Here is a 25,183-nt window from a genome sequence, read left to right as displayed (position 1 = left end):
CCGTGCCCGCCCAGCCGACCACCACCATGACCACCGCCGACGCGGCACGCGTAGAGAGCGTCCTGCGGCAACTGGCCCCGAAGTGGACCACGCACTTCGTCCACACGATCGCCAAGTACGGCCCGGAGATGCGCGTGCGCGATGTCGCCCACTGCCATCCGGCGGTCAGCCAGCCGTACGTCAGCAAGCGCCTCGCCGCCATGGCGGACGCCGGTCTGCTGAACCGCGACGCCACCTTCGACCGCTGGGCGCCGTACCGGCTGAGCGCCGGCGCGCGGACGCTCGGCCCGCTCTACCGCGCGGTCGCCCAATGGTCCTCCGAACACCTCGACCACGCGACGCAGGGCCGGGCCGACCCGATCGAGGACGCCCTGCGCCGTCTGCACCTGATGGACACCACCGAGGTGGTCCGGCTGCTCTCGGAACACGGGAGCATGCGGGTGGTCCAACTCGGGGAGCGCGTCGGTGTCTCCGAGCAGCTCATCACCACCCGGCTCAACCGCATGCAGGCCGACGGCCTGGTCGCCCGCACCGGCTCCCGGCACGGCGCCCCCTACATCCTGACCGACGCCGGGCGCGCCCTCGCCCCCGTGTACGCCGCCGTGCAGCAGTGGGACAACCGGCACTCGGCCGCCCCGGCCGTTCGGGTGCCGGCCGCCACCCGAACCCTAGTCACCGGAGCGGACACCGTGCGGACCGCGGCGGCACTGCGGCGAAGCCCCGCCCCCGCCACACTCTTCAGCCACGCCCCCGCCCCGCAGCCGCACGTCCCCGCGGCAGTGACAGCGGCTTCCCACCCCTCCCGCGGGCGGTGACCGCCGTGAACACCCGGCCCAGAATCTCTCCCCCCATCTCCGGCTCCCTCGCGTCCGCACACCGCCGCACCTGTCCTCACCGCCGGCGGCGTGCGGGCCCGCTCCCACCACGTTCAGGACCCTCCCGGTGCTCTCCACCTCCCTCTTGCTCGTCCACCCGCTCCGTCTCGCCGGCCCCGGCGACCAACGGCTCATCACCGACGCGCTCAACACCTCCCCCGGCTGGGGCCGAGACCGCTCGTCCGACGGAACGCTCCGCTTCACCAGCCCCTGCCGAACCGCCATCATCACCGGCGGACCTGCGACCGGCCGCCCTGACGCCTGGACCGTCCACGGCTACCGCTCGCCCGGCTCCGCCCCACTGTGGCGTGCATCGTTCGCGCCCGGCACTCCCGCCGAGATCACCGCCGCCTTCACGACCACCCTCGTCCACGGCCTGCGCAGCGGCCACCGCGACTTCCTGCACGGCGGCCCCCACCACCTCCCGCGCACCCCCGCCTCCGTCCTCGCCGACCGCGGCTGGCGGCCCGACCAGAGCACCCCGGGCTTCCACGACCAGGTCGCACCCGATCAGACCGCCGTCTACCGGCACCGCATCGGCCACCAGCCACCCGACGCCGAAGTAGCCGGCCGGACCCCACCAACCTGGAGCATGCTCGCAGGCAACCTGCGAAACCCCTCCTGGCGTGCGGACTTCACCACTGCGGTGCCCTTCTACCCCCTCGTTCGCGCCACCCTCCTCTTCAGCTCACCCGCACCCGTGGAACGGCGACGCTGCGACATCCCCGCCCACCACCTCCCCCACCTCACCGCCCGCCCGGCACCCCGCAGTCGGCCAGCCGCACCTGCCACTCCGGCCGCCGCCCGGCCCGCGCCCGCCGCCGCACGCCGCCGCTGACCCTGGACGATCCGATGCCGTACACCCCCGAGAAGCCCCACGAGTACCGGATCACCCCCCGCTACCTCGCCAACGGGGACGCCAACGGCTCCCCGGCCATCCAGCGCCTCCTGAACGCCGGCTGGGCCCTCAGCAAGGACGAGCTGGCGAACACCTTCGTCACCGCGCCGGACCTGCGGGCCCGCCTGGCCTTCCTGCCCGAGGGCGAGGACTCCACGCTGTGGAAGATCAGCGCAGGGCCGGACGCCTTCGCCCCGCCACAATGGCTGGTCACCTTCGACGACCGCACACCGCCCGAGGTCATCGAGGACTTCACCGCCGCGCTCACCGACGCCTACGCACAGGGCCCCGAGACCTACCTTGGCGACGGCGGCCTGACCTCCGGAGCCGACACCACCCTCCGGCTCCTGACCGACGGCTGGCGCCTGAACCCCACCACCCCGTTCCTGAGCTACCAGTCGCCCGACCGCCTCATCCAGCTCCACCGACGGGACAACCCGCTGCGGCACGAAGCCGAGATGGCCGGCGACACCGAGCGCTGGCTGTTCGAGGTCGGCCCGCCCCGCGGCATCTGGTACGCCACCGCCTCCTCGCGCCTACCCGAGCACCTGCTCCAGACCCTCACCACCGCCGTCACCGACCCCGTCCCGGTCAACCAGTACCTGCGGCGCGTCGACTTGGAGCACCTGCCCTCCGTCGCCACCGCGACGCCGACGGCGCCCAGCCCCCTGGAGGTGGCGCGCGTCCGGGCGGCCACCTCCCGCTCGCTCTCCGTTCCCCGCACCGCGCCGTCCGCGCTCGCCTACAGCACCACCACCCGCCCGCCGGCACTCTCCCAGGCCGCCGTCGCCGGACGCTCCCGTTGACAACCCACACCCCAGAGGAACCCCTGTCCGACGCCACCGCCCTGGAGCACGCCGACGCGATGATCGAGAAGGCCTGGGGCCGGCCAATCGCCGAACTGGAGAAGGCCGCGATCCGTCACCCCACCGAAGCCCCCCTGCTGCGCGCGGCCATGCATACCAGGAGCCACCTCACTGTGGTCTCCAACTCCGTTGCTGTACACCGGGATCGGCTGCACGCCCTCACCCGGCCCGGCCACGTCCCCGCCTTCTACGACCTCGACCGGATCACGGCATCCGCGAGCGCCCTGCGGACCGCCCACGCCGAGAGCGACACCGCCCTGCAGGCGATCCGCCACGTCGTCGACGCCCGCGAGCTCGCCCTGCAAGCCCAGGACGGTCTCGGCGCCGAGCGCGTGAAGGCCGCCGCTGCGCGCACCACGAACTCGCCGCGCCCTCTGGGCCTTCCTGCCGAGCAGCCCGCCCCGCCGGCGACGGCCGTTCCGACTGCCTCGACAGCGAAGCGGCGGTAGCGGCCGGTCAGTCCACGGCCCGGTCGTGGTAGGCGCCCGGGTCGGCGGCGCCCACCAGGCGCACCAGTTCCTCCAGCGTCAGCTCCACGCTCCGGCCGTCCGCCAGCCGGGCCTGCGCCGCCTCGTCCTGTGCCCGCTCGGCACGGCTCGTCGTGTGCACGGCCCACTGACCGTCGGCGATCATGGCGATGTCGCCTCTCGTCCATGCCCGGCCCGTGTTGCGGTTCTTGCGCTCCAGTGCCGCCATGTCTCGGCCTCTGCTCGGCTCCAACGCCGTCTCCCCCTTCGGGCCCCGTGTACGGCCGCGCGCCGTAACCCCTCTTCAGCACCGGGCCCCGCCGATCCATTCCCGCTCCGGTTCGCCCACGGCAGACCGGTAGCCGCCGGAAACGACTACGAGCTTCGGTACATCGCATGTCAACGTACTCATGTCGCCGAAACCGCAGGTCAACGAAGGGATCCGGCCCCATGAGCATGTCCGGCAGCCTCCTGCCCGCCACCGTCCGCCCCGCCGTCCAGGAGCGCGACTGGCTCTCCTCCGGCCACGGCGCGGACCCAGTCCTCACCCTGCTCGACGGCCTCGGCTGGGCCATCGTGGACACGCCCGAGGCCAACCTTCACTGCACCAGCCCGGACGGGCGGGTCTACGTCGGCTGGCTGCCCGAGGACCCCGGCGAGTGGCAGCGCGGCATCGTCTGGCGCGTCCACGTCCAGCCCGCCGATGCTGCCGCCTGGAGCCAGGAGTTCGGCACCCACACCCTTTCCGAAGCCGTCGCCGGGTTCCTCGCCGCCCTCGTCGCCAACCCCTCCCGATGAACCAACACCCCTGATCGGAGCACTACTTGGCCACACCCCGACTGGACCATGTCGTCGCCCACGGCACACCCCGCACCGGGCTGGGCCTCAACCTCCACGACCGGTACATCGTCTGTGCCGACGGCTTCTGCCTCTCGGTGCTCGCCCCCGACCCCGCCGAGACGTACCTGCTGCCTGCCCGGACGCTCGAAGTCGGCTTCCCCACTGGGCGGCCCGAGCCTTGGAGCCGCTGGCGGTCCTACCTCGAACCGGCCGCCGACGAGGACGACCCCACCGAGTCCGTGTACCGGTACGTCCCCGTCGCCCTGGTCCGGGACCTGATCGAAGCCCACGGCGGCGAAGCCCGGCTCCTTCCCCGCCAGCGCTCCTGACCACCGGCCCCCACTCCGACGAAGGACGGCACCTGACGATCACCATCGATCTCACCCGCATCCCCGGCCCGGCCATCGCCGTGCTCGGCCTGGCCAACGCCTTCTCCGCCCCGGCCGGGTCGGCCGCGTTCGTGCTCGGCCTCGCCCTCAGTTCGAGTGGCCTGCTGCTGACCTTCGACGACGTCCACGAGGACGGCCTGCGCCGGGACATGCTGGTCGTCGCCCACCTCGCCAAGAGGCCCGACGGCACCCGCGTCGGCCAGATCGGCACCGCCCTCGGCCTGCGCAACCGCGCGGTCGCCAGATCGCTCGACCGCCTGGCCACCGACGGCCTGGTGGTGCTCGAAGCCGAGGGCGAACCGCTGGCCCTACGGTCCTACCGCCTCGCCGACTGATCACCCGTGTCCCCCGAAGGAGGCACCACGAGTACCCACCACGTCGACTTCCACCCGGTGGTCGTCACCGCCGTCACCGAGCACGGCGCGAGCCGCCGCATCCTCGCGAGCCCCCATCTGCGGATTGTCCGCGCCGACCAGGTCCGGTCCGGAGACCTGATCGTCTCCGCCTTTCAAACCGCCGCGCCCGGCCGCCTTCCCCCGGCCGACTACTTCGCCTCCGGCCCCTACCCGGCCAGCCCCGGGCTCTACTACCCGGACTGCGGCTGCGGGGTCTGCGGCCTGCCGGAAGTCCAAGGCCGGAACGGCACCGTCGTCCTCAGCACCTGCTACCCATGGGATACCTGCGACCAATGGCCCACCGACGACCCCGTCCTCATCCGGCCTCGCCGCCGCCTGCGCGCCCCCTCACCGATGCCCCGACCCGACCTTCCGTGACCACCACCGCCGTCGCTCCGCCCGCTCACCACACCGCCCCCTCCTGGAGAACCGCCATGCCCCAGCACCTCACCATCGGCCACCTGCTCGCCCAACTCCAGGCCCTCGACCCGAACCTGCGGGTACGCCTGGCCGTGAACCCGGACTGGCCCTTCGCCCACTACGTCGGCACGGACGTCGTCGTCGAGAACGGCATCGCCTACATCAGTGAGGACGGCCAAGAGGACTACCTCCCGTCCGACGTCCGTGACCAGCTCGCCTGGGCCTGACCCACTCCGCCGACCGAAGGAGAGCCCTATCCCCACCGGCTACCGCCCCCGCCTCCCCCGCCCGCTCGACCGCTTCGCCCTCCAGCTCATGCCACCGTGGGCGAGCGGAGCGCTCGTCCACAGCGTCCCCATCCACACCAGCCGCCCGATCAATGTCCTCTGGGTCCCGAACACCGCGCCCCGGCTCCCCTTCGGCCGCATCCTCCTGCGCTGGGAGCCCGCCCCCGCGGCCGGCTGGGACGTCACCGCCCGCCTCGGCCTCGCCACCACCGTGGTTCCCCTCGCCACCTGGCCCGCCGCGGGAGACGACTGGCCCCGCCTCGTCCGCCCCACCCTGCGCGAGGTCACCGGCCTGTGTTCCGTCCTTACCGTGGCGACCGCCGCACTCGAACTTGCCAACCGGCTCGCCGACTCCTGACCGCCACCGACGAAGGCCGCCCCGTGCCGATCCGGCCGGGGCGGCCTCGCTGTACGCCCACCCGACCACCGCCACGTACGCTCATCACCGGAACAGCGGGGTCTATCAGGATTCCGGCTCTGTCCCGTAATCGGTGGTAGCGCTCTGTGGTGATCACTGGAGGAGGATGCGGTGGCGGAGCAGGTCGAACCCGGCTCGGCCGTGCATCTGTCTCATGATCCGTTTGGTTCGCGTGTTGACTCCCTCGGTGCGGCCGTTGTGGAACGGGAGGGTGAGGCCGGCGTCGACGGCGGCCCGGTCGAGTTCCAGGCCGTTCGCGAAGGAGTGCAGATGGGGCAGGTCGACGGAGCGAGCCGTGGTGATCCACTCGGTGAGCTTGGCATCGTTGCCCTCTGCCGGCGTCAGCAGTTGCGCGAACTCTCGTGTGAGGCAGGAGAGTTCGGTCATTTCGCGACAGGTCTTGGTGAGTGCCTGTAGTAGGTCGGTGTCCTTGCCTCGCAGATTCTCGGGGCGGGTGAGGAGGAGGCGGGCGAAGCGCTGCGGAGTAGTGACGGGTTTGTCGCCCTCGGCGCGGCCCTGGGTGAGGTAGCGGACCAGGAGGTTGGCGCTTCCGGTGTAGCCCTGCTCCTTGATCTCGCGCAGGAGGTGCGTGACGGGCACCGCGGGGTCCTCGGCCCGGCGCCGGCGCAGGTGGTCGCGGTTGGGATCGACGAGCGTGGGCTTGTAGCGGGGTGCCCGGCGGCCGCCGGTGGGCTCCTTCATGCGGGCGTACCGCTTGACGGTGTTCAGGGCGACGTTGAGGCGGCGGGCGCATTCGAGCAGCCCGACGCCCTGGCCGAGCAGGCCGTGGACCTGCTGCCAGCGCTCGCTGGTGGTCTGCTCGCGAACGCCCCCCGGGCCGGGCGGGGTTCACCGCGGTGGCCCAGCAGGCGGCATGGGAGCGCACCTCGGCCAGGACCTTCCCGCACAGGTTGCTCCACAGGTGCCACCTGTCGCTGACCTGCACCGCTTCGGGAAGGGCCTGGCGAATCGCCTCGCCGTAGGAGCCGGAGCCGTCGCGGCAGACGTACTCGATCCCCGGGTGCTCGCGCAGACACGCGACCAGGGTCTGGGTACTGCGGTCCGGCAGGACGTCGATCCGCTCGCCGGTCTCGGCGTCGATGAGCACGGTCGCGTAGCGGTGCCGACGCTTGAGGGCGAAGTCGTCGACTCCGAGCACGCGCGGCACACGCGGCGGCGGCAACGCCTGGCGCATGAGCACGCGCAGGGCAGTCGAGCGAGAGACACAACAGGCCAGGACGCGGGAGAGACGGGCGCCCGCCCGGCCCGATAACTCCTTCACCACGGATCCGAGCTGCTCGGCCAAGCGGGTAGTGCGGCGCTGGTAGCGCTCCACGACGCCGGGAACCTGCTCGCGGAACGTCTGCCGCGAGCAGCCGAGCACCGGGCACACCAGCCGCCGCAGCCTCGCCGAGACGACGACCCGCCGGCCGTCCACCGGCACGTCCGTCACCGTCCGACGGTGGAAGCCATGCACCCGCCCCGTCGGCGTTCCGCACACGGGACACGGCACTGGATCCTCCCGGGTCCGCGCGGTCACCCGGATCACGCCACACTCGCCCGCCACGCTCTCGACCACCAGCGCCGACAACCCTGAAAACACCACACTCACAAGCTCGTTGACATCTCGCACACCAGGCCAACGATGCCGGTCACCCCTGGTTACCACCGATTACGGGACAGAGCCCGTCCTGGTGTGTGAGATATGCGGATGGGGGCGGGCTGACCGCCGTGGGACGTGAACGTCGGGAAGTGGTACAGATCCAGGCGGCCGAGCTGTTCGAGCAGAGCGTCAAGCCGTCGGAGGTCGCGCGACGGCTGCAGGTGAGCCCGAAGTCGGCCTACCAGTGGCACCAGTTGTGGCGGGAGGGCGGGATACAGGCGATGGCCTCTCGCGGCCCAATCGGGTCGCGGTGCCGCCTGTCGCCACATTGCCTGGAGAAGCTCGCGATGTTTCTGGAGCAGGGTCCGGCCGCGCACGGCTGGGTGGAGGACCAGGTGTGGACCGGTGCGCGGGTGGCCACGCTGATCGGCCGGAAGTTCCACGTCTCCTACAGCGTCTCGGGCGCCAGGAGGCTGATGCACCGGGTCGGCTTCAGCCCACAGGTCCCCGCGCGGCGGGTCGCCGAGCCCGACGAGCAGGCCGTCACCGCGCGGAAGGAGTCTCAATGACCGAGTCAAGCCGTCTGCGCAACGGGATCGGGGGTGAAGGTCCGGTTGTCGCGCAGGAGGGCCCACAGGACGCTCACCCGTCGTCGGGCCAGGGCGATGACTGCCTGGACGTGCTTGCAGCCCTCGCCCCGCTTCTTGAGGTAGAAGTCCCGGTTGGGGCCGTCCTTGATGATGCTGGTCTGCGCGGACAGGTAGAAGACCCGTCGCAGCCGGCGGCTGTAGCGTTTGGGTCGGTGTAAGTTGCCGGTGCGGCGTCCGGAGTCGCGGGGGACGGGCACGAGCCCGGCCGCCGAGGCCAGATGGCCGGCGTCCGCGTAGGCCGTCAGGTCGCCGGCGGCGACGATGAGCTCGGCACCGAGTATCGGCCCGATTCCGGGCAGGGACTCGATGATCTCGGCCTGCGGGTGGGCGTGGAAGGTGTCGCGGACCTGTTTGTCGATCCGCTTGAGCCGGTCGTCCAGGGCCAGGATCTGCGTGGCCAGGTCTGCGACGATTGCGGCGGCGACGTCCTCGCCGGGCAGCACGGTGTGCTGGGCGGCGGCGGCCTCCAGCGCGGTGGCCGCCACGGCGTCGGCGCCGCGGACGCCGCGGTTGGCCAGCCAGGCCGTGAGGCGTGCCCGGCCGCGGCGACGGAGCGCGGCGGGGGCCTGGTAGCCGGTCAGCAGGACCAGGGCGCCCTTGTACGCGGAGTAGTCGAATGCCCGCTCCAGAGCGGGGAAGACGCCGGTCAGCACATCTCGGAGCCGGTTGATCATCCGCACCCGGTCGGCGACCAGATCTGAGCGGTGGGCAGTCAGCAAGGCGAGGTCGGCGGCCAGCTGGGCGGACACCTCGGTGGTGGTGAAGTCCCGGCGGTGGCGGGCGGTTTCGGCGATGACGTAGGCGTCGCGGGCGTCGGTCTTCGCCTCGCCCCGGTAAGCGCCGGCCATGCGGTTGACGGTTCGTCCCGGTACGTAGACGGCTCGCTGGCCGTGGGCCGCGAGCAGCGCCAGCAGCAGCGCGGAGGATGTTCCGGAGATGTCCACCGCCCAGTGGACCTGATCGGCCAGGGGGAGGATCTCGCCGAGCGCGGTCAGGATCGCGGTCTCGTCGTTGTCGATCTTCTTCGACCACAGCGTGGCGCCGTCCTCGTCGACCACGGCTGCCCAGTGGTGGCCCTTGCCTGCGTCAACACCGGCCCAGACATGGGCCCTTCGCTCGCTCACACACCCTCCTCGAACGTACCGGCATCGCGTTGGCCCGAGGAACACCCCGCTGTCGTCTCCGTAATCAGCGACCGCACGAAGCGCGCACATCTCAATCAGCAGCCAGGGCGCCCCGAAGAGCCGGGCGGCCACTCCTTCCGAGCCACTGAGGACAAGGCGACCTGAGCCACACCCGGCCCTCCCGGGCCGGACAACACCTTACGGAGGCGACCTGGGACGAGGTAAGAGAGCGAGGGCGGCCTGCGGGGGCTACATCTGCTTCGAGGACGAGGCAGGCTTCACCCGCAGACCGCCGAAGGGACGAACCTGGGGCCGGCGAGGCCGCACCCCGGTCGTGACGGTCAGCGGACGCCGCTCGGAGCGACTGTCAGTGGCCGGCCTGATCGCGATACGGCCCAACTCCCGCACCATCCTGTCCTACCGCCTCCTCGCCCATCCGGCAGGCCGCAGTGAACGCCGCAGCATGGGCGAGAACGACTTCATCGCTCTGCTCGACGGCGTTCGCCAGCTCGCCAGGGCGCCACTCGTGCTGGTCTGGGACCTCCTGAACACCCACGTCTCCCGCAAAATGCTCCAGATAATCGACGATCGGGACTGGCTGACGGTGTTCCTGCTGCCCGCCTACTTATCCGGCCTCAATCCGGTCGAAGGTGTGTGGGCCCACGTCATGCGCAGCCTTGCCAACCTCGCCGTCGTCGCCCTGGATCGACTGGAGACCCTCGTCCGCAACCGCAACAAACGGCCTCCAATACCGACCCGAAACCCTCAACAGCTTCATAGCCGGAACCGGCCTCACCCTCGACAGTCCAGCCCACCCTGACCAGCCGAAGTCAGTAGCTCCGGCAGTCGATTCCGATCAGCGGCTTGGCGGCGACCAGGTCGTAGCGTTGCGTGCTCTCGTTCCAGGTCCAGTAGGCCGCGGCGTAGGTGCCATGCTGGGCCTCGGACTGGTAGGTGCTGCTGGTTTCGGCCCACTGCCACTGGTGCGGGACCAGACCGTCCTTCCAGTCACGGGGGTCGGGGGCTTTGGAGTACAGGCCGTACCAGTCCTTCTGGCCGATGGGCTCGCCGGTGTAGCTGATCTGGATGTTGTAGTTGCGGCAGGCTAGCGGGTCGAGGCGCGGATCGCTCCTCATGGCGTCGGGGCCGTTCGGAGTTTCGGACGCCATGAGGGCCTTCGGGGCGGGTGGCTGGGCCAACGCGGTGGCCGCGCCGCCGAGCAGACCGACCAGCGCGCATGGCGCCGCTGCCAGGGCCAGAATTGTCCGCATCGTTCATTCCTTCAACAGTTAGTGTGCGGATGAAACTCTCCGCATCAGGACGGGATCGCCTGCGGCCGATGGCCGGCGCGGGTGGCTCGGAGGCTGGGCGGGTACTCGGCCGACCCACAGCGGCCTGCGGGATCCGCAGGCCGCCGGCGTTCAGCCGGTCGCGGTGGCCGGTGGCAGGACCGGGCCGCAGAAAGGGGTCAGGACGGGAGGATCTGATAGGTGGTGATCACGGCGGCGTGATCGGAGGGCCATTCGTTGTACATGTACTGGTCCTCGCCGGGGCTTCTCTCCCAGGCCGGGTGCTTGGCGCCCGGGTCCTGGGTGCCAGGCGCGACCGGGCGGGAGTCGATCGGTCGCAGCCGGCGGCCCCGGTGGAAAATGAAGTCGATGCGGTCCTGGGGTTCGGTGCTTGCCAGTTCGGGGCGCCAGAAGGTGTTCGGCGACCAGGTGATTCCGGGGTGGGAGACAGGGTCGGGGTGGAGTGCGCGGTAGGAGTCGGTGAACCGCGCGTCCTCTAGGAGCTGTGTGACCGGCCAGTTCCGGGGGTCCGGGGCGGTGTTGGAGGTCCAGTCGCGGTGGGAGGGGCAGTTGAAGTCGCCGAGTGCCACGATGGGACTGGTGTCCGTGCCCTTCAGGTCGTCGGACAGGGCCTTGAGGACGTCCTTGATCTCTGCTGTTCGCCGCGAGGCCGTCTCCTCCTTGCGAACGTCGTCGGTGAACACCCGGCGCCCGGGCGGCGCCTTGTCGGGACCGTAGAACGTGTAGTCGAGGTGGAGGGCGACGAACTGGACGGTAAGGTCCCCGACCGCGACCTTCACGCGCAGGGGCCCGGTGAGTTCGGGGTCGGTGACAGCGGGTTGGATGGGGTAGCGGCTGACAAGGCCGACATCGCCCAGCTGGCGGTACTCCCAGCCCAACCGGGCCGCAAGGGTCTTCACCGTCGGCGCCCTGTCCGCCTTGACCTCCTGGAAGCCGGCGATGTCGACATCGTGCTCCAGCAGTGTCCGCAGGACCTTGCTGATGCCGTTGTGGGACCAGGCGAGGTCCACCCACAGGTTCATGGTGGCCACGCGCAGGTGGTCGGTCGGCGCAGTACCGGGCGCGTAGACGGGCACGCGCACCGCCGCGGACGCGCCGGATCCCTGGCCGCCGCTTCCCTTGTACCGGGCGGCGACCACGACGAGTCCGTCGGCCGCGCCGGCCCCGCCCGGCGCAGCACCGGTGACGTCCCCCTCGGCTGACACCTGCAGCCAATCGTCGCCGGAGAGTTTGACGAACTCGACCTCGCGGGCTTCGTCGCACTCCACGATCCCCGCGAGGGAGAAGGCGACGTCCTGCCCGGCCACAACGGGAGCCTCCGTGACGGAATCGGCCAGGAAGTAGGGGCGGTCCGCGATCCTGAAGGCGACCGGGTCGCACAGCACCTCCGCCTTGTCGTCGGCCGGGTTCTCCGCAGCCTCGTAGCGGATCAGGCGCAAGGTGTACTGCCCCGGCGGCAGGGCCTTCTTCCCGGTCGAGGTGCCCGGGAAGCGCACCACGCCGGCCCGTCCGGGTGCGTATCGGAAGGTGGTGAAGCGGACGGGATTTTCCTCCCCTTCGCGGTACAGTCCGACGCGGTTGTCGCCGGGCTTGGCGACCTCGTAGAAGGCCAGGATGGTCTGGCCTGGCGGGTAGGGGTCTCGGGAAAACAGAGACAGGCGTGCATCTTCTGCCATGGTGCACTCCGGGTAGGTGGCGTTCCGCTCGTGTGGCGACTGATGGAATTGTGCCCGCTTCCAATCTGCGCTACAGGAGGCGCGCCGGGACCTGCGATGCCATCCCGCGCCCCGCCAGAAGGAAGCCCAGGTGGGAGGTGAACGAACAGTAAGGGCGACACAAGGGGCGCCCACCTCCTTGTGCAAAACCATTCGCCACACCCGGAGTTCGGCCTGACGATCACATCACTCGGACGCGCGAATTGTCGGCGAGCTGCACCGAGTCAGGAGCCCGCCAGCACAGAAGGTGCCAACCAGATTATTTACATACGGACAGTATGATCAACTTCGAGTGGCTGGATAATTCCTCTCAAATGATGGCACACAATCTTTCTCTCACCCTTTCAGAGGATAGACCGCATCATCCCTGTTGGATACATTCTAAAGTCCGTACACCAACCTCCAGGAGGAGAAATGCGCAAGAGCTTGGCCCTGACCGTGGCAGCGTGCGCGCTGCTCGGTCTGACGGGTGGTGCGGCCACCGCGTCCGCTCACACCCCCGCCCTCAAGGCCGCCCCGGCCGCCACCGCGCAGGCGGACCCGGGCGACCCCAACGGATGGTCCTCCGACCCCCGGGTCGACCCGCTGACCTGCCGCAACTACTACATCCAGATCGGCTACGCCGGCGAGCGCTTCACCGAGAAAGACTGGTACGGCCTCTACACCAAGACGCCCAACCCCGACAACTGGCGTGACGGCCTCGTCGACCAGCAGTGGCAGTGGGCGAAGAACGGCGCCAACTACCTGACCGGAATCCAGTACGGCAAGTACACCACGGCCTATTGGACGTGGAACGACGACACCCAGAAGTACGACCTTGTCTCCGCCGAGCGCCTGCAGAGCATCGACTGCCGAACCCAGTAGCCGACGCCTGCGGTGATCCATCCACCCCACCGTGGGCTAGCTGTCCTGACCACGGAGGTTGGGACAGGGCTCACGGCCAGGTGATCTTGAAATGAGTGAGGGCCTTCTGGCCAGGTGTGGATTGCGACATCTACCCCAGCGCCAGAAAGGCCCTCATGCCACACCGTAACGCACCGCTGACCGAGACCGGACGCCTGCGCCTGGCCCACTGCGTGGTCGAGGACGGCTGGCCCCTCCGCCGGGCCGCCGAACGCTTCCAGGTCTCGCCCACCACGGCCAAGCGCTGGGCGGACCGCTACCGCACGCTCGGCGAGGCCGGCATGAGCGACCTCTCCAGCCGACCGCACCGCAGCCCCCACCGGACGCCGACCCGAACCGAGCGCCGGATCATCAAGGTCCGCGTCCTGCGCCGCTGGGGACCCGCCCGCATCGCCTACCTCCTGTGGCTGAACCCGGCCACCGTCCACCGCGTCCTGACCCGCTACCGGATGGCCCGCCTGGCACACCTGGACCGCGCGACCGGCCGATCCGTGCGCCGCTACGAGCGTTGCGCACCAGGCGAGTTGGTCCACGTTGACATCAAGAAGCTCGGCAACATCCCGGACGGCGGCGGCCACCAGGCCCTCGGACGCCAGGCCGGCCGCAAGAACCGCTCCGGGGCCGGCTACAGCTACCTGCACAACGCCGTCGACGACCACTCCCGCCCGGCCTACAGCGAGATCCTGCCCGACGAGCGCAAGGAGACCGCCACGGCGTTCTGGGCCCGGGCGAACGAGTTCTTCGCCCGGGCCAGAATCACCGTCCAACGCGTGCTGACCGACAACGGCTCCTGCTACAAGTCACATGCCTGGCGCGATGCCCTCGGAGCCGAGGGCATCGCGCACAAGCGAACCCGTCCCTACAGGCCGCAGACCAACGGCAAGGTCGAACGCTTCAACCGCACCCTGCTCGACGAGTGGGCCTACGCCAGGCCCTACCGAACCGAGCGGGAACGCCGCGATGCTTACCCTGAGCTTCCCCCGCTGCGCGGGAGGTGCTGATTACCTGGTCAGGACGGGTGTGGGTGGTTCGATGGCCACCGGTTCGGCCGTCGCCTGGTCGGCGTAGTACTTCGCCTCGTACTCGTCCGGGCTGAGCCAGCCCAGGCGCTTCTGGATGCGGCGGGTGTTGTACCAGCCGTCGATGTAGGCGAACAGCACGAGGTCGGCGTCGGTCCGGGTGGTGAAGGTCGTGCGGCGCACGCACTCGGTCTTCAGGACGCTCCAGAAGTTCTCCGCCAGGGCGTTGTCGAACGAGTCGCCCACGCTTCCCATGCTCGGCTCGATTCCCGCCTTCAGCAGGCGAGTTGTGAGCTTGATGGACGTGTACTGACCGGGCTCAAGGGGTCGTTGCAACACCGCTGACTTGGAGCGAGAGTAGCTGATCGTCGAGTGCCTCCGCAGGCGTTCTCCAGCCGAGTGTCTTCCGCGGCCGGGTGTTGAGTGCCCCAGCGACGGCTGCGAGGTCGTGGGCGGTCCAGCGGGCCAGATCCGTGCCCTTCGGGAAGTACTGCCGCAGCAGCCCGTTCGTGTTCTCGTTCGTGCCGCGCTGCCAGGGGCTGTGCGGGTCGGCGAAGTAGACGGCGATACCGGTGTCGGCCTTCAACTGGGCGTGCTGGGCGAGCTCCTTCCCTCGGTCCCAGGTCAGTGATCGACGCAACTGCTGTGGGATTTTGGTCATTTGGGCCGTCAGGGCCTCGCGCATCGCCTCGGCGCCGTAGCCGGCCAGCGCGGGGCCGTTCTTCACCCGTGGCTCGACGCCGTAGCCTTCCATTCGCGGCAGGTGGACCAGGATGGTGAACCTTGTCGCGCGCTCCACGAGCGTGCCGATGGCGGACCGGTTCGTCCCGATGATCAGATCGCCTTCCCAGTGGCCCGCGACGGCCCGGGTCTCGACCTCGGAGGGACGCTCGCCGATCATCACGTCGGGCGTGACGTGACCGGACGCCTTCCGGCGGGCGCGCGAGCGCGGAATCCGCAGGGCACGGCCTGTCCGCAGGCACGCGACCAGTTCGCGGTCGAGCGCGCCGCGGCCCTGGACGTAGAGGGCCTGGTAGATCGCCTCGTGCGAGATCCGCATGGACTCATCGTCCGGATAGTCGACCGGCAACCGCTTGGCTATCTGCTCCGGACTCCATGCGGTCGCCCAACACCGGTCCTGGCGGCGGGGCTTGTTCCGCCCCTTCCACTCCTGCGTCGCCGGGCCCGGCGACGGCCTGCCGTCCGGAGCTTGGATCACACCGGCCAGCCGATCCTGCACGTACGCACGCAGCCGCTCGTCGGCCGCGAGCTTCGCCGTCTTCGGCCGGCCTGCCGCCAGCTCGGCCTTCCATTGCGCGATCGAGGCCCGGTAGTGGAGCCGCCCGCACCTCGTGCCAGCGTTGCGTCGCAGCTCGCGAGATATCGTCGACGGTGAGCGCCCCAGCCTGCGGGCGATCTCCCTCACACCGGTGTCCTGGGCCCTCAGCAGGGCGATCTCCTCGCGCTCGGCGAACGACAGATACCGACCTGACAACGGGCTGAGCTGGATCGAAGGCATCCCGCCACGATCGCGGAACCACCGCGAACCGACCGGTCCGGACACCCCGCATGCCAGCGCGGCATCCTCGCTCGTGAGCCCCTGCGCGATCTTCAACCAGAATGCGCGTTCCACGTCCCGACGCACCGGCGGCCGACCCGGCGAACGCATCGCCGGACGCCCCGTCACCTTCGTCGCCCACCCCACAGGTCGTCCCACCCGACACCTCCACAATCGAGGTGTTGCGACGACCGGTTGAATCCACCCAGTACACGTCCATCAAGCTCACAACTCGCCTGCTGAAGGCGGGAATCGAGCCGAGCATGGGAAGCGTGGGCGACTCGTTCGACAACGCCCTGGCGGAGAACTTCTGGAGCGTCCTGAAGACCGAGTGCGTGCGCCGCACGACCTTCACCACCCGGACCGACCCCGACCTCGTGCTGTTCGCCTACATCGACGGCTGGTACAACACCCGCCGCATCCAGAAGCGCCTGGGCTGGCTCAGCCCGGACGAGTACGAGGCGAAGTACTACGCCGACCAGGCGACGGCCGAACCGGTGGCCATCGAACCACCCACACCTGTCCTGACCAGGTAATCAGCACCTCCCGCGCAGCGGGGGAAGCTCACGCCGATAGAGTCCCTGGTCACGGCGGTTCTTGCGCGATGCCGCATGCTGCAATCCGATGCAGTACTGCTCGTTACTCCAGGTAGAGCCCAGCGAAGAGCCCGTCGAATCCCAGGACGGCGCAGGCCTCGTCGAGGGTGCGGTAATGCGTCCACGTGGGGTCGGCGATCATCGCATCGAAGTCTCGGCGGGTGATGTCCGGCTCCAGCCACTCCGTGCCGCAGCGGCAGCCGATCCAGACGTGGCGACGGTAGTTGATCAGCAGCCAGTCCCGGCCCGCTCGGCAGGTGGGGCAGATGACGGGCATTCCGCGGAGCGTCAGTTCGGTGGGGCACTTCACGAGGCGCACCGCGTCCGGGCCGCTCGGGGGTCGGCTGTCGTACTCCAGCTGCAGGAGGGGGTCGGAGGCGGCCGGGGTGGTGGTCGGGTTCGGGGTGGTGGTGCGCTCGTCGGTTCTGGTCATGGGCTCTCCGTTCGGTGCTCAGGTTCTTGCGTAACACCTGGTGGGACCGGGTGTCGAGGGGGTTTGTGCCCGCCGGGCCCGGCGGGCTGGGCCCGGTGTTCGCCGGGACCCGGCGGGGTCAGCGGCGCGGGGCCGGAGGGTGCGGGTCGGTCGCGGGCTGGGCCGGTGTCGGCGGGGCGGGGCGCTGTGCGGGACGGCCCGGCTTCGCGCCGTTCCTGGTGGTTGCCGGGGCCTGGTGCGGGGGCTCGGGGCTCGCGGGAAGGTCGGCGATGCGGCGGATGCGCCAGACCAGGACGTCGTCGCGGCTGTGGGCGGTGTCGAGTTCGCGCCAGGAGGAGGCTTCCTCCAGCAGGGCCTTCGGGTCGTGGCCGGCCTTCTCGGCTTCGGCGAGGACCGCGGCCAGGGCATCGTGGTCGCTGCCCCGTGCCGACGGCCGCCGGTCGCTGTCGAGGACGGTGTGGATGGTGGTGTCGTGGCGGCGGCGGTCGGCCTCCGGCAGGGCTCGGCCTGCTTCGCGCATCGTGCGCATCGGGGTGGCGGCGGCCTGCTGGTAGGCCGTACGCAAGTGGTGGGCGGCCTGACGGGAGGCGGCGGCCTGCTGGGCATGGCCGCGGGCGGAGTGCCAGCGGGCGGCGGCCAGGGTGACCAGAACGAGGGTGGACAGGACCATGGCGGTGGCGCCGCCGTCCTCGCCCCGGCCAAGCGCTCCTCCAGCCTGGACGATGCCGCGGGCGGCGGAGCGCAGGGCGCGGATGTCGGTGTTCTCGGCGCGGACGTGGCTGCGGGTGGCGCGCTCGAAGGCGCGGGCGGCTTCTCGGAGTTCGGCGCGGGTGGCGGCCGGGGAGGTCTGGGCGAGGGCGTCGAGGAGTTCGCCGGCACCGGTGAGGTGGGCGGCGGCTTCGTCGTTGTCCTGGTCGAGGACGGCGACGGTGCGCTCGGCGATGCCGGCGGCGTCCCGGCGGCGGCGGGCGGGAGCGGAACGGTCGGCGCGGGCCGGGCGGTCGTCCGGCTCCGGGGTTCCGGTGGCGGGTACGGCGTCGAGGCGGCGGCGGATTCGGGGCAGCGAGAGGTCGGGGGCGAGCTTGGACCCGGAGAACCAGATGGGCTCACCGGTACGGCTGCGGTCGCCGGGCAGGGCGACGTTGTAGCCGAGGAGATCACCGGATGGCAGATGGCGGAGCTTTACGCGCAAGCCGGCTTCGCGTAGGCGGGTGAAGAACTCCTGCTCGGTGTCGGCTCCGGCGAGGGCTTGGCGGACGGCTTCGCGCAGGGTTTCGCGTGGGGGTTCGGTGCGGCCGGTGCGTTCGGCCTTGAAGTGTTCCTGGCTGGTGGGGTTCTTGGCGGCAGTGCCGTCGCCGGGCTTGAGTCGGCGCAGGCCGTACTCCTTCTCGATGAGGCGGGCTTCGGCTTGGGCCTTGCGCTTGTCGAAGCTGAGGCCGGCAAGGCGGCCGTCCTGGCGCACCAGGGTGGCGGCGATGTGGATGTGGTCGCTGGCGTGGCGGACGGCGATCCAGCGACAGGCTGCGGTGTCGCCTTCGGGGGCGATGCCGGTGGCGTGGACGATGCGCCGGGCGATGGTGGCCCACTCGGCGTCGTCGAGGTGCCGGTCGCCGGGGGCGGTGCGCAGTGAGCAGTGCCAGATCCTGGTGGCCGGTGCCTGCTTTCCGAGGGCCTTGACGGGCTGGTCGAGCTGGTTGGCGAGCTTGGCGACTTGGTGGCGCTCCGGGTTGGGGCCCGGGTCGGGGGCGAAGCCGTTCCAGGAGGCAATGAGGTGCTGGTCGGTGTGCTCTTCGTGTTTGCCAGGGCCGAAGAGGTAGTCAATGAGGGGGAAGGCGCGGTCGGTGCCGGTGCGGATCTTGGGGATCACCGGCGGATGAGCCAGTCGACGGCGTCGTCGACCGCGTCGATGGACGCTTCGACGCGGGCCAGGAGCTGGCGGAGCTCGGCGCCCGGCTGGCCGCCGGCGTTCGCGTAGTGGGCCAGCTGGTTGAGGTTGTTGCCGACGGCGCCGAGCTGGCGGTTGGACTCCATGAGTTCCTGGATGCCGCGCCGGTAGTCGGCGACGGCGGCGCTGGGGTCGGTGCTGGTGGCGGCGGCCACCGCGGCTGCAGCGGTGTAGCCGCCGGGAGTAAGGTCGGCTCGGGCGGCGGCGCGCTGGAGGAGGGCCCACTCGGGGTCGCTGAAGCGGGGGCAGATGCGGTTGGTGCGCGGCACGCTCTGGCGAAAGCGTCGGCGCGCTGGGGTGCGGGCGATGGTCGGCCGCTGCTCGTCCTCCCCTGTGGTCGGCTCCCCTGGGCCGACTCCCCGGTCGGCGGCAGGCCCCCCTGGGTCTGCCACCGACCGGGGTACCTGCGCTCCGTTCGGGGCGCAGGCGGGGTAAGGACTCCTTACCCCACAACTTGCTCCGCCAGGAGCCTGATCGTGGTCGCTCTTCGGTCCCTGCGTGGTGCTGTCCTGGTCAGAGCTGGTCACCGGCTGGCCTCGGCGTCGCGCTGGCGAATGTCGAGGAGGAGGTCCTCGATGAAGTCGAGGGCGAGGACGGGGTGGTGGAGGGCCCAGGGAATGGAGTGCCGGTCGCGCTGGACGCTGCGGTTGCCGTCGGGGCCGGTTTCGACGTGATGGAGGTGGCCGCGCTGGTGCAGGACGGCGAGCCAGGCGTCCGCCTCGGCCCAAGTGGCGGGGGTGGTGCGCATGGTGGGTGCTTCCGTTCGGCGGTGGTTCGGGTGGGGGCACCGCTGGGGTGACCTGGGCGGTCACCCCGGCGGTGCGTGTCGGTCAGTCCCGGCTGGCAGTGACCGGCTGACCGTGCTGGGCGCGAAGCTGGGCCATCAGGTGGGTCAAGGTGTCGCTGGACAGCGGGATCTGCTGACCTCGGATCGCCTGGGCGACCACCTTGCGGGTCAGCTTGTCCTCCTCCCTGACCGCCTGCCGTGCAATCTTCAGCAGGTCCTCGGTTTCCAGGTCAGGGCGGCGGTCACCATCCCGGTCAGCGACCTGCGGTGCGGGGACCAGGGGCTTGACCGGCTGACCGATGGTCTCGGTGGGGCTGACCTGCGGTGCGGTGGCCGGCGGCTCAGCTGCCGGTCGGTCAGTGACCGGCCGGGGGGTGACCGGGTGACCGCCCACGTCAGAGGGCTTGGTCAGGCTGACCGGGGTCAACCGTGGCTGCGGCCTCGGCATGGTGACCGGACGGCTGACCGGCTGACCGGCAGCGGAGTGACCACCGCTGTCCTGACCGCCGGTCAACCCCGCCGGTCGCTCGGTCGGGTCAGCTTCTGCGGTGCGCTGCCCGAGGTCGGCCGTTCGGTCACTGCGGCTGTCCGGGTCAGCCGGACTGACCGGCCCGCGGGCGATGAGGATGTAGAGGTGGACGGCGCCGGCCAGAGCGAGCGGGGCGATGGTGGAGAGCACCGCGACCACCGTGTCACCCAGCCGCAGGCCTCCGTCTCCGGCGTGCAGTTGGTTCAGCCGGATCGCGTGCAGGGCGTTGGCCCACAGGCTCGCCCCGGTAGCCGCGCCGAAGAGCAGCCAGACGTAGGCGCGGGCGCGCAGCGGAGCGTCGCGCAGGACCAGCAGGGCGCGGACGCCGTAGGCGATGAAGCCGTCGATGACGAGGGGGAAGAGGTAGGTGAGGAGGCCTCGGACGTGGACAGCGACGGCCATCTGCTGGAGAGCGTCGTAGGAGAGCGCGCAGCCGGCGGTACCGAGGGCGATGACGACGGTCCGGTCCCAACCGGTGACGTGGGCGGTGGTCGCGGTGGTGGTGCTCATGCGGCCGTCCCGTAGGCGTCGCGGTTCAGCTGGTCGCCGGCGGCGGTGCGGGCGGCGTCCTCGGCGATCTGCCGGTGGCGGATGGCTCGGCGGGTTTCGCGATAGAGCTTGAGGGCATGCTCTTCGGTGATCTTGAGGAGCCAGGCGAGGCGTTCGACGGGGACGTCCTGGCGGTAGCCCGCGAGGACGACGGCGCGGCGTTCGGCGCGGGTGAGGTGGATGTCGCGTCCGGCGAGGGTGTCGTTGACGCGGCTGTAGTCGAGGCGGTCGTTGATCCTGGTGTGCAGGGGTTCGCGTTCCTCCTCGGTGAGGCCGCCTCGTATGCCGTGGGTGTCGCCGGTTTCGAGGGCGGCGTCCAGGCAGGCTCGGGCGACCGGGCACTGGGCGCACAGGCCCTTCGCGGTGGCGATCTTGTCGGCCTCCTCCGGCCCGGGGAAGAAGGTCTCCGGGTCGACGGGGTTGTACTCGGTCGGGGTGCAGACGGCCTGGTCCTGCCAGGTGTGGTCGCCGAGGGTGCGGTGGCGGGCAGGGCTGGTCGTGGTGGTCATGCGGGTGTACTCCGATCGCTCTTCGCGCGCACGGGTGGCGTCGGCGGAGAGGTGCGCTGGGTCGGTGAAGGGTGGGCGGCTCGCCGTGGTTGCGGGCGGCCGGGCGCGGCGGCGGCTCAGGCGGCGCGCGGGAGGCGTCTGCGGTCGACCGGCTCGAAGCTGACCCGGGTGGTCATCTGGGCGAGCCGGGAGGTGACGCGGTCACCGAGGCAGGTTCGGAGGTCCTTGATCGGCAGGTTGGTGGTGATCAGGGTCGGGAGCATGTGGTTGTAGCGGCGGTTGATCAGCCGGTAGGTCTGCTCTTCGACGAACTCGCTCGACTTGGCGGCGCCGAGGTCGTCGAGGAGCAGCAGCGGCACCCGGCTGTAGGTCGCGAGGACCCGCTCGGCGTCGGTGTCCGCGCTGGGGCGCAGTTCGGCGTAGAGGTCGGCGGCGGTGGTGGCGCGCCAGCGCACTCCGATGCCGGCCTGGACGAGGGCGCGGACGGCGCCGTAGGCCTCGTGGGTCTTGCCGGCGCCGACGACTCCGGCCATCAGGAGGCTGGGGCCGGTGGTGACCTGGCGGCGGGCGCCGAGGCTGGGGGCGGCGGCCTGGGTGGCTACCTGCCGCACCCAGGCGAGGACCTGCGGGTGCTGGGCGAGTGCGTCGCGGTAGCGCGGCGGCAGCCCGGCGGCCAGCGCTTCCTCCGCCGAGTACGGCTCCGGCTCGTCCGGGTGGGCGTCGACCGCGTGCTGGTCGATTCCCCGGGCGGCGAGGATGCGGGCCATCCGGTCGAGCACCGAGGGGGCGTCGGCGAGGGTCTGCGGGTCGCGGTGGGTGCGCATCACAGCTCCTCGGCGTAAGCGGCGACGGCGTCGACCGGGTTGGTCCATGCCTGGTGGGCGGGCACGTTAGGCCGGATTCCCGGCCGGGCCAAACCGGTGCCCCGTGCGTTCATGGCGTCGTTGACCAGGCTCGGCAGCCGGGACGGGTGGCCCTGGATCTCGGTGTACCGCCGCAGTCCAGCGCGGACGTGCTCGGCGGCGATGCCCTCGTCCAGCAGGGTCTTGACGGTCTTGCCGAGGTGGCCGAGCACGCTGCCCGGCGGGCGCTCGGCGCAGGCGGCGATGTACTCGCCGATCAGGTGGTTCGCCGAGACGGCGTCCGCGTCGGGCGCCTCGCGCCCCCTAGGGAAAGAAGATCCAGGATCCAAGATCCTAGATCCAGGCGCCGAGGGTTCCGGGAGGTCTCGGCGAGACTTCGGGGAGGATTCGCCGAATGCCGCCTGACCTGCGGCTTTCCGGGGAGCCGGTACTGGCTTGCGCTCGGCGCCGCTCGCCGGCGCTGCCGCTTCGGCAGCTGCGGGAGCCGTCTGAGGGGAAGGCGCCGGGAAGGGCTCGTGCGGCTGGTCGAGGGCTACTGGAGCGTTCGCCGACGCTTCGGCGAACACTCGGGGAGCGCTCGCGACGTTCTCAGCTGCGGCTCCCGGGGTGTTGGCGAGCGTGGCCCGCTGAATGCAGGGACCCTTGCAGACGCCGCACCGCTCGGGCTCGCAGTGCGGGCACGCGGGAAGCCGGGACAGGCTCGGCTTGTCGATCTTCTGGTGCTTGCGCCAGGTCGGGTAGTGGAAGTACCGGCGGCCGTCGCAGCCGGTGTACCGGCACACCGCACCGACGGCGGCGAGCTGCTGGAGGTGGTCCTCGACGTCCGCGCGGATGATCTCGTCGCGCATCGGCCAGATCAGGCCGTAGACGATCGCCGCGTTGTCGCGGTGTCGGCCGTGGTCGTCGGCGTGGTTGGTCATGCCGAGGAAGGTGACCATCGCCGGGATGGAGACCTCGGCCAGCGTTTCGGAGACCCAGGTCTCCGGCTTGACGGACCGTATTCGCGCCATGTCAGCGCCCCCGGGCCAGGCTGTCCGTGCGGACGGCGAGTTGCCCGTCCGCGAGGTCGAGGATGTGCGGGCGCGTCCAGTCGGCGTCCGGGTAGGCCCGCACGACCCACCGCGCGACGACCCTTCTGGCGACCGGGCTCAGCCGGATCGGGCGGCCCGCGGCGTCGGTCGCCCGGGCGTAGGCGTGGGGCCACTGGGTCACCGGGTCGGTGAAGCCGACGGTGACCGCGGCGGCGCCCGGGATCATGTCCGCGAGCTTGGCGGCGAGGCGTGGCCGTGCGTCCGTGTTCGGGCAGGCCAGGGTTCCGCTGGGTGCGGCGGGCATGCAATACTCCCTGCTTCGTAGGAGCGCGCGCGGCGGTCCTCGTGCGAAGAAGTCCCGCTGCGCGCGTGGTAGTGAATCGACACCCCTCGGGGCGTCGGGTCCGGCGTCCAGGAGTTGGTAGCTCCCGGACGCCGGTCTCATGTGGAGGGGCCGCAGGGCCGGTGCTCAGCCGCCCGCCCTCCCCTGGCCGCCGGCCGACCGTGCGGCGGGAGCAGCACCATAGGGGCAACGCGGCTGACAGATCCATCCCGTTCTTCGGTGCGCAGTCGAGGCTCCGGCAGAGCCCGCAGGCACGCGGCCTCCGGCCGTGACGGTCAGTACCCGAAGCCGGTCGCCGTTCCCAGGCCTTCGACAACCGGGGTCACCGTACGTAGGGAATGGGCGGGCGCCCGATCTCACTCGCGGTGACTCTGGCCTTCGCCGTGACACCCGGAAGCATCGACTGGCCCGGCTCCGAATCACAGCCGGACGAAGCTGAAGCTCCATTACCTAATTCTCCATCAAGCAGGCGGCCCGCGATTGCGGCGACAGGGAGACATTAAGTAGCGACCCGGATACAGGTCAACAAATCAAGGGTATCTACGCGGGAAGAACGAAGGCTTTTTCGGAGACTGAGAAATGATCTTCTCGCGAGACGCGAAGCAACGCTCCGCAAGGAGCGTATCCAGTCACACGTAGCAAAATTCCCCCGCCTCCTCACAGTGAGCAAGCACCCGAGCATCGATACTCAGCGTCACGTGACGAATACCACTCGCCGAGAACATTCATCCCAGCAGTGGACCTGACCCCTATATGCGCAAACAGAATCCGGCGTTCCGCGGCGGGTATATTCGCTGTCCGAGCGACCCGCCGATGGGAACTCACCGACAATCCGACATACAATACTTGGGGCTGAGATAAAAATGCGCGCAATAGCCGTCCGGGAGTTCGGCGGCCCGGAGGTCCTGGAGCCGACCGAACTGCCCGAGCCGGAGAGCCGCCCCGGCCACCTTCGACTGCGCACCCGGTTGGCCGGCGTCAACTACGCCGACGTCCACCTGCGCGAAGGCTCGTACCCCGCGCCCATGCCCGCCCCGTTCGTCCCGGGCAACGAGGTGCTCGGCATCGCCGAGGACGGGCGCCGCTACATCGCGCTCAGCCGCGGTGGCGGCTACGCCGAGACCACCGTCGTTCACCGGAAGCTCGCCTTCGAGGTACCGGACAGCATCGCCGACCACGACGCCGTCGCCCTCACGCTCCAGGGCAACACCGCCTGGCACCTGCTCTTCACCGACCTGCGGGTCACCGCCGGGGACACCGTCCTCGTCCCGGCCGCCGCGGGCGGCGTCGGCTCGCTCGCCGTCCAGCTCGCCAAGCACGCCGGCGCCAAGGTCGTCGCCATGGCCTCCAGCGAGGAGAAGCGCCGGATCGCCACGGAGCTGGGAGCAGACGCCGTCGTCGACTCCTCCACCACCGAGGACCTCACCGAGCGGATCCTCGACGCCACCGGCGGCCACGTCACCGCCGCGATGGAGATGACCGGCGGCGACGTCGTCCACGCCACCCTCGCAGCCCTCACCCCGCGCGGACGCCTCGCCGTCTTCGGCTCGGTGACCGGCGCGAACGGCCTCGTGCCCATCACCAGCCTGCTCGCCGGGTCGAAGGCGGTCAGCGGCTTCTGGCTGCCGAACCTCTACCCCTCCCGCACCCACCTCAACGACTCGATGTCCGCGCTGTTCACTGCGGTCACCGAAGGCTGGCTCAAGCCGCTCAACGGCCCCGTGTACAAGCTCGGCCAGGCCCGTCAGGCCCACCACGACCTCAGCGCCCGCCTCACCACCGGCAAGATCGTCCTTGACATCGCCCGCTGACCGGCCGCCCGCCTGGCCGTCCTCCCGTACGCCCGCCTCCGGCGGGTTAC

The 25,183-nt window shown here is 70.7% G+C and carries 30 protein-coding genes and 2 pseudogenes; 16 read left to right on the top strand and 16 right to left on the bottom strand.

Annotated elements, in window-relative coordinates:
- Positions 1 to 2: 2 nt before the first annotated feature.
- From ACFWJ4_RS21825 to ACFWJ4_RS21810, 4 genes are all read left to right on the top strand, one after another.
- Positions 3 to 815 (top strand): winged helix-turn-helix transcriptional regulator, encoded by an 813-nt coding sequence (locus tag ACFWJ4_RS21825; RefSeq protein WP_380546192.1) that lies wholly within the window; start codon positions 3 to 5, stop codon positions 813 to 815.
- 127 nt (positions 816 to 942) lie between these two features.
- The gene (locus ACFWJ4_RS21820; RefSeq protein ID WP_380546190.1) at positions 943 to 1,713 is read left to right on the top strand and encodes a DUF317 domain-containing protein; all 771 of its coding nucleotides are present in this window, start codon (positions 943 to 945) and stop codon (positions 1,711 to 1,713) included.
- Between the two features lie 14 nt (positions 1,714 to 1,727).
- Entirely contained in the window at positions 1,728 to 2,579 is an 852-nt protein-coding gene (locus ACFWJ4_RS21815) for a DUF317 domain-containing protein (protein ID WP_380546188.1), read from the top strand.
- Complete coding sequence (locus tag ACFWJ4_RS21810) at positions 2,576 to 3,088, top strand: hypothetical protein (protein ID WP_380546186.1); 513 nt, start codon at positions 2,576 to 2,578, stop codon at positions 3,086 to 3,088. The genes ACFWJ4_RS21815 and ACFWJ4_RS21810 overlap by 4 nt, the downstream gene beginning before the upstream one ends.
- A gap of 7 nt (positions 3,089 to 3,095) precedes the next feature.
- Here ACFWJ4_RS21810 and ACFWJ4_RS21805 read toward each other — a convergent pair whose 3' ends face one another.
- The gene (locus tag ACFWJ4_RS21805; protein WP_380546184.1) at positions 3,096 to 3,335 is read right to left on the bottom strand and encodes a hypothetical protein; all 240 of its coding nucleotides are present in this window, start codon (positions 3,333 to 3,335) and stop codon (positions 3,096 to 3,098) included.
- 221 nt (positions 3,336 to 3,556) lie between these two features.
- On the opposite strand from ACFWJ4_RS21805, the gene ACFWJ4_RS21800 reads away from it, so the two are divergent.
- The 6 genes from ACFWJ4_RS21800 (at position 3,557) to ACFWJ4_RS21775 (ending at position 5,795) form a co-directional block, all read left to right on the top strand.
- Positions 3,557 to 3,904, top strand: coding sequence for a DUF317 domain-containing protein (locus ACFWJ4_RS21800; RefSeq protein ID WP_380546182.1), 348 nt, complete (start codon positions 3,557 to 3,559; stop codon positions 3,902 to 3,904).
- 26 nt (positions 3,905 to 3,930) lie between these two features.
- Positions 3,931 to 4,275 (top strand): hypothetical protein, encoded by a 345-nt coding sequence (locus ACFWJ4_RS21795; RefSeq protein ID WP_380546180.1) that lies wholly within the window; start codon positions 3,931 to 3,933, stop codon positions 4,273 to 4,275.
- An 80-nt stretch (positions 4,276 to 4,355) separates the two neighbouring features.
- The gene (locus ACFWJ4_RS21790; RefSeq protein WP_380546178.1) at positions 4,356 to 4,670 is read left to right on the top strand and encodes a hypothetical protein; all 315 of its coding nucleotides are present in this window, start codon (positions 4,356 to 4,358) and stop codon (positions 4,668 to 4,670) included.
- Positions 4,671 to 4,676: 6 nt separating this feature from the next.
- On the top strand, positions 4,677 to 5,108 hold the full coding sequence (locus ACFWJ4_RS21785; protein WP_380546177.1) for a hypothetical protein: 432 nt from the start codon (positions 4,677 to 4,679) through the stop codon (positions 5,106 to 5,108).
- Between the two features lie 56 nt (positions 5,109 to 5,164).
- On the top strand, positions 5,165 to 5,377 hold the full coding sequence (locus ACFWJ4_RS21780) for a hypothetical protein (protein WP_380546175.1): 213 nt from the start codon (positions 5,165 to 5,167) through the stop codon (positions 5,375 to 5,377).
- A gap of 88 nt (positions 5,378 to 5,465) precedes the next feature.
- Complete coding sequence (locus ACFWJ4_RS21775) at positions 5,466 to 5,795, top strand: esterase (RefSeq protein ID WP_380546173.1); 330 nt, start codon at positions 5,466 to 5,468, stop codon at positions 5,793 to 5,795.
- 153 nt (positions 5,796 to 5,948) lie between these two features.
- On the opposite strand, the pseudogene ACFWJ4_RS21770 reads toward ACFWJ4_RS21775, so the two are convergent.
- A pseudogene (locus ACFWJ4_RS21770) lies at positions 5,949 to 7,458 on the bottom strand (ISL3 family transposase).
- Between the two features lie 149 nt (positions 7,459 to 7,607).
- On the opposite strand from ACFWJ4_RS21770, the gene ACFWJ4_RS21765 reads away from it, so the two are divergent.
- Positions 7,608 to 8,027, top strand: coding sequence for a transposase (locus ACFWJ4_RS21765; RefSeq protein ID WP_380546171.1), 420 nt, complete (start codon positions 7,608 to 7,610; stop codon positions 8,025 to 8,027).
- A gap of 5 nt (positions 8,028 to 8,032) precedes the next feature.
- Here the strand turns inward: ACFWJ4_RS21765 and ACFWJ4_RS21760 are convergent, their stop codons facing one another.
- Positions 8,033 to 9,232 carry an IS110 family transposase gene (locus tag ACFWJ4_RS21760; protein ID WP_380546169.1) on the bottom strand — a complete coding sequence of 400 codons (1,200 nt, stop codon included), beginning with the start codon at positions 9,230 to 9,232 and terminating at the stop codon, positions 8,033 to 8,035.
- Positions 9,233 to 9,320: 88 nt separating this feature from the next.
- Between ACFWJ4_RS21760 and ACFWJ4_RS21755 the strand changes: the two genes are divergently transcribed.
- Entirely contained in the window at positions 9,321 to 10,052 is a 732-nt protein-coding gene (locus ACFWJ4_RS21755) for a transposase (protein WP_380546214.1), read from the top strand.
- A gap of 10 nt (positions 10,053 to 10,062) precedes the next feature.
- Here the strand turns inward: ACFWJ4_RS21755 and ACFWJ4_RS21750 are convergent, their stop codons facing one another.
- Both ACFWJ4_RS21750 and ACFWJ4_RS21745 read right to left on the bottom strand, forming a co-directional pair.
- A complete protein-coding gene (locus ACFWJ4_RS21750; RefSeq protein WP_380546167.1) occupies positions 10,063 to 10,401 on the bottom strand; it encodes a hypothetical protein in 339 nt (112 codons plus the stop codon).
- 299 nt (positions 10,402 to 10,700) lie between these two features.
- Positions 10,701 to 12,410, bottom strand: a complete 1,710-nt coding sequence (locus ACFWJ4_RS21745; protein ID WP_380546165.1) for an endonuclease/exonuclease/phosphatase family protein — start codon at positions 12,408 to 12,410, stop codon at positions 10,701 to 10,703.
- A gap of 261 nt (positions 12,411 to 12,671) precedes the next feature.
- Here ACFWJ4_RS21745 and ACFWJ4_RS21740 point away from each other — a divergent pair, with 261 nt between their 5' ends.
- Positions 12,672 to 13,121, top strand: a complete 450-nt coding sequence (locus ACFWJ4_RS21740) for a hypothetical protein (RefSeq protein ID WP_380546164.1) — start codon at positions 12,672 to 12,674, stop codon at positions 13,119 to 13,121.
- 155 nt (positions 13,122 to 13,276) lie between these two features.
- Positions 13,277 to 14,131: pseudogene (locus ACFWJ4_RS21735) on the top strand (IS481 family transposase); the annotation flags it as partial.
- Between the two features lie 30 nt (positions 14,132 to 14,161).
- Here the strand turns inward: ACFWJ4_RS21735 and ACFWJ4_RS21730 are convergent.
- Both ACFWJ4_RS21730 and ACFWJ4_RS21725 read right to left on the bottom strand, forming a co-directional pair.
- A complete protein-coding gene (locus ACFWJ4_RS21730; RefSeq protein ID WP_380546162.1) occupies positions 14,162 to 14,518 on the bottom strand; it encodes a transposase in 357 nt (118 codons plus the stop codon).
- Positions 14,499 to 15,848: an IS30 family transposase gene (locus tag ACFWJ4_RS21725; protein ID WP_380546160.1), complete on the bottom strand. Its 1,350-nt coding sequence runs from the start codon at positions 15,846 to 15,848 to the stop codon at positions 14,499 to 14,501. Before ACFWJ4_RS21725 ends, ACFWJ4_RS21730 begins: the two co-directional genes overlap by 20 nt.
- Here ACFWJ4_RS21725 and ACFWJ4_RS21720 point away from each other — a divergent pair.
- The gene (locus tag ACFWJ4_RS21720) at positions 15,800 to 16,273 is read left to right on the top strand and encodes a transposase (protein ID WP_380546158.1); all 474 of its coding nucleotides are present in this window, start codon (positions 15,800 to 15,802) and stop codon (positions 16,271 to 16,273) included. The two genes, ACFWJ4_RS21725 and ACFWJ4_RS21720, sit on opposite strands and share 49 nt — an antisense overlap.
- A 103-nt stretch (positions 16,274 to 16,376) precedes the next feature.
- On the opposite strand, the gene ACFWJ4_RS21715 is transcribed toward ACFWJ4_RS21720, so the two are convergent.
- The 9 genes from ACFWJ4_RS21715 to ACFWJ4_RS21675 all read right to left on the bottom strand — a co-directional run bounded on the left by ACFWJ4_RS21715 (position 16,377) and on the right by ACFWJ4_RS21675 (position 23,283).
- Positions 16,377 to 16,766, bottom strand: a complete 390-nt coding sequence (locus tag ACFWJ4_RS21715; RefSeq protein ID WP_380546156.1) for a hypothetical protein — start codon at positions 16,764 to 16,766, stop codon at positions 16,377 to 16,379.
- Between the two features lie 118 nt (positions 16,767 to 16,884).
- Positions 16,885 to 18,633, bottom strand: a complete 1,749-nt coding sequence (locus ACFWJ4_RS21710; protein WP_380546154.1) for a relaxase/mobilization nuclease domain-containing protein — start codon at positions 18,631 to 18,633, stop codon at positions 16,885 to 16,887.
- Positions 18,630 to 18,980, bottom strand: a complete 351-nt coding sequence (locus tag ACFWJ4_RS21705; protein WP_380546152.1) for a MobC family plasmid mobilization relaxosome protein — start codon at positions 18,978 to 18,980, stop codon at positions 18,630 to 18,632. Before ACFWJ4_RS21705 ends, ACFWJ4_RS21710 begins: the two co-directional genes overlap by 4 nt.
- Before the next feature lie 254 nt (positions 18,981 to 19,234).
- Positions 19,235 to 19,459: a hypothetical protein gene (locus tag ACFWJ4_RS21700; RefSeq protein WP_380546150.1), complete on the bottom strand. Its 225-nt coding sequence runs from the start codon at positions 19,457 to 19,459 to the stop codon at positions 19,235 to 19,237.
- 82 nt (positions 19,460 to 19,541) lie between these two features.
- Positions 19,542 to 20,537: a DUF2637 domain-containing protein gene (locus ACFWJ4_RS21695; protein ID WP_380546148.1), complete on the bottom strand. Its 996-nt coding sequence runs from the start codon at positions 20,535 to 20,537 to the stop codon at positions 19,542 to 19,544.
- Positions 20,534 to 21,085: a WhiB family transcriptional regulator gene (locus ACFWJ4_RS21690; protein ID WP_380546146.1), complete on the bottom strand. Its 552-nt coding sequence runs from the start codon at positions 21,083 to 21,085 to the stop codon at positions 20,534 to 20,536. The genes ACFWJ4_RS21695 and ACFWJ4_RS21690 overlap by 4 nt, the downstream gene beginning before the upstream one ends.
- Positions 21,086 to 21,201: 116 nt before the next feature.
- Positions 21,202 to 21,909 (bottom strand): ATP-binding protein, encoded by a 708-nt coding sequence (locus ACFWJ4_RS21685; RefSeq protein ID WP_380546144.1) that lies wholly within the window; start codon positions 21,907 to 21,909, stop codon positions 21,202 to 21,204.
- A complete protein-coding gene (locus ACFWJ4_RS21680) occupies positions 21,909 to 22,958 on the bottom strand; it encodes a hypothetical protein (protein ID WP_380546142.1) in 1,050 nt (349 codons plus the stop codon). The genes ACFWJ4_RS21685 and ACFWJ4_RS21680 overlap by 1 nt, the downstream gene beginning before the upstream one ends.
- A 1-nt stretch (position 22,959) precedes the next feature.
- Complete coding sequence (locus tag ACFWJ4_RS21675) at positions 22,960 to 23,283, bottom strand: transcriptional regulator (RefSeq protein ID WP_380546140.1); 324 nt, start codon at positions 23,281 to 23,283, stop codon at positions 22,960 to 22,962.
- Positions 23,284 to 24,185: 902 nt separating this feature from the next.
- Here ACFWJ4_RS21675 and ACFWJ4_RS21670 point away from each other — a divergent pair.
- The gene (locus ACFWJ4_RS21670) at positions 24,186 to 25,133 is read left to right on the top strand and encodes a zinc-binding alcohol dehydrogenase family protein (RefSeq protein WP_380546138.1); all 948 of its coding nucleotides are present in this window, start codon (positions 24,186 to 24,188) and stop codon (positions 25,131 to 25,133) included.
- The last annotated feature ends 50 nt before the right edge of the window (positions 25,134 to 25,183 follow it).

The sequence above is a fragment of the Kitasatospora sp. NPDC127067 genome, assembly GCF_042724755.1.
Lineage (GTDB): Bacteria > Actinomycetota > Actinomycetes > Streptomycetales > Streptomycetaceae > Kitasatospora > Kitasatospora lactacystinica.
The sequence above is the reverse complement of the archived record's forward strand: the minus strand, read 5'-3'. Positions and strand labels throughout refer to the sequence as shown.

Bases quoted from the DNA above. Each gene is read 5' to 3' on its own strand.
- ACFWJ4_RS21815 (WP_380546188.1), top strand. From the start codon at position 1,728: ATGCCGTACACCCCCGAGAAGCCCCACGAGTACCGGATCACCCCCCGC.
- ACFWJ4_RS21805 (WP_380546184.1), bottom strand. From the start codon at position 3,335: ATGGCGGCACTGGAGCGCAAGAACCGCAACACGGGCCGGGCATGGACG.
- ACFWJ4_RS21800 (WP_380546182.1), top strand. From the start codon at position 3,557: ATGAGCATGTCCGGCAGCCTCCTGCCCGCCACCGTCCGCCCCGCCGTC.
- ACFWJ4_RS21780 (WP_380546175.1), top strand. From the start codon at position 5,165: ATGCCCCAGCACCTCACCATCGGCCACCTGCTCGCCCAACTCCAGGCC.
- ACFWJ4_RS21775 (WP_380546173.1), top strand. From the start codon at position 5,466: ATGCCACCGTGGGCGAGCGGAGCGCTCGTCCACAGCGTCCCCATCCAC.
- ACFWJ4_RS21750 (WP_380546167.1), bottom strand. From the start codon at position 10,401: ATGGCGTCCGAAACTCCGAACGGCCCCGACGCCATGAGGAGCGATCCG.
- ACFWJ4_RS21745 (WP_380546165.1), bottom strand. From the start codon at position 12,410: ATGGTTTTGCACAAGGAGGTGGGCGCCCCTTGTGTCGCCCTTACTGTT.
- ACFWJ4_RS21740 (WP_380546164.1), top strand. From the start codon at position 12,672: ATGCGCAAGAGCTTGGCCCTGACCGTGGCAGCGTGCGCGCTGCTCGGT.
- ACFWJ4_RS21720 (WP_380546158.1), top strand. From the start codon at position 15,800: ATGCGCGTTCCACGTCCCGACGCACCGGCGGCCGACCCGGCGAACGCA.
- ACFWJ4_RS21725 (WP_380546160.1), bottom strand. From the start codon at position 15,848: ATGCGTTCGCCGGGTCGGCCGCCGGTGCGTCGGGACGTGGAACGCGCA.
- ACFWJ4_RS21715 (WP_380546156.1), bottom strand. From the start codon at position 16,766: ATGACCAGAACCGACGAGCGCACCACCACCCCGAACCCGACCACCACC.
- ACFWJ4_RS21700 (WP_380546150.1), bottom strand. From the start codon at position 19,459: ATGCGCACCACCCCCGCCACTTGGGCCGAGGCGGACGCCTGGCTCGCC.
- ACFWJ4_RS21695 (WP_380546148.1), bottom strand. From the start codon at position 20,537: ATGAGCACCACCACCGCGACCACCGCCCACGTCACCGGTTGGGACCGG.
- ACFWJ4_RS21690 (WP_380546146.1), bottom strand. From the start codon at position 21,085: ATGACCACCACGACCAGCCCTGCCCGCCACCGCACCCTCGGCGACCAC.
- ACFWJ4_RS21685 (WP_380546144.1), bottom strand. From the start codon at position 21,909: ATGCGCACCCACCGCGACCCGCAGACCCTCGCCGACGCCCCCTCGGTG.
- ACFWJ4_RS21680 (WP_380546142.1), bottom strand. From the start codon at position 22,958: ATGGCGCGAATACGGTCCGTCAAGCCGGAGACCTGGGTCTCCGAAACG.
- ACFWJ4_RS21675 (WP_380546140.1), bottom strand. From the start codon at position 23,283: ATGCCCGCCGCACCCAGCGGAACCCTGGCCTGCCCGAACACGGACGCA.
- ACFWJ4_RS21670 (WP_380546138.1), top strand. From the start codon at position 24,186: ATGCGCGCAATAGCCGTCCGGGAGTTCGGCGGCCCGGAGGTCCTGGAG.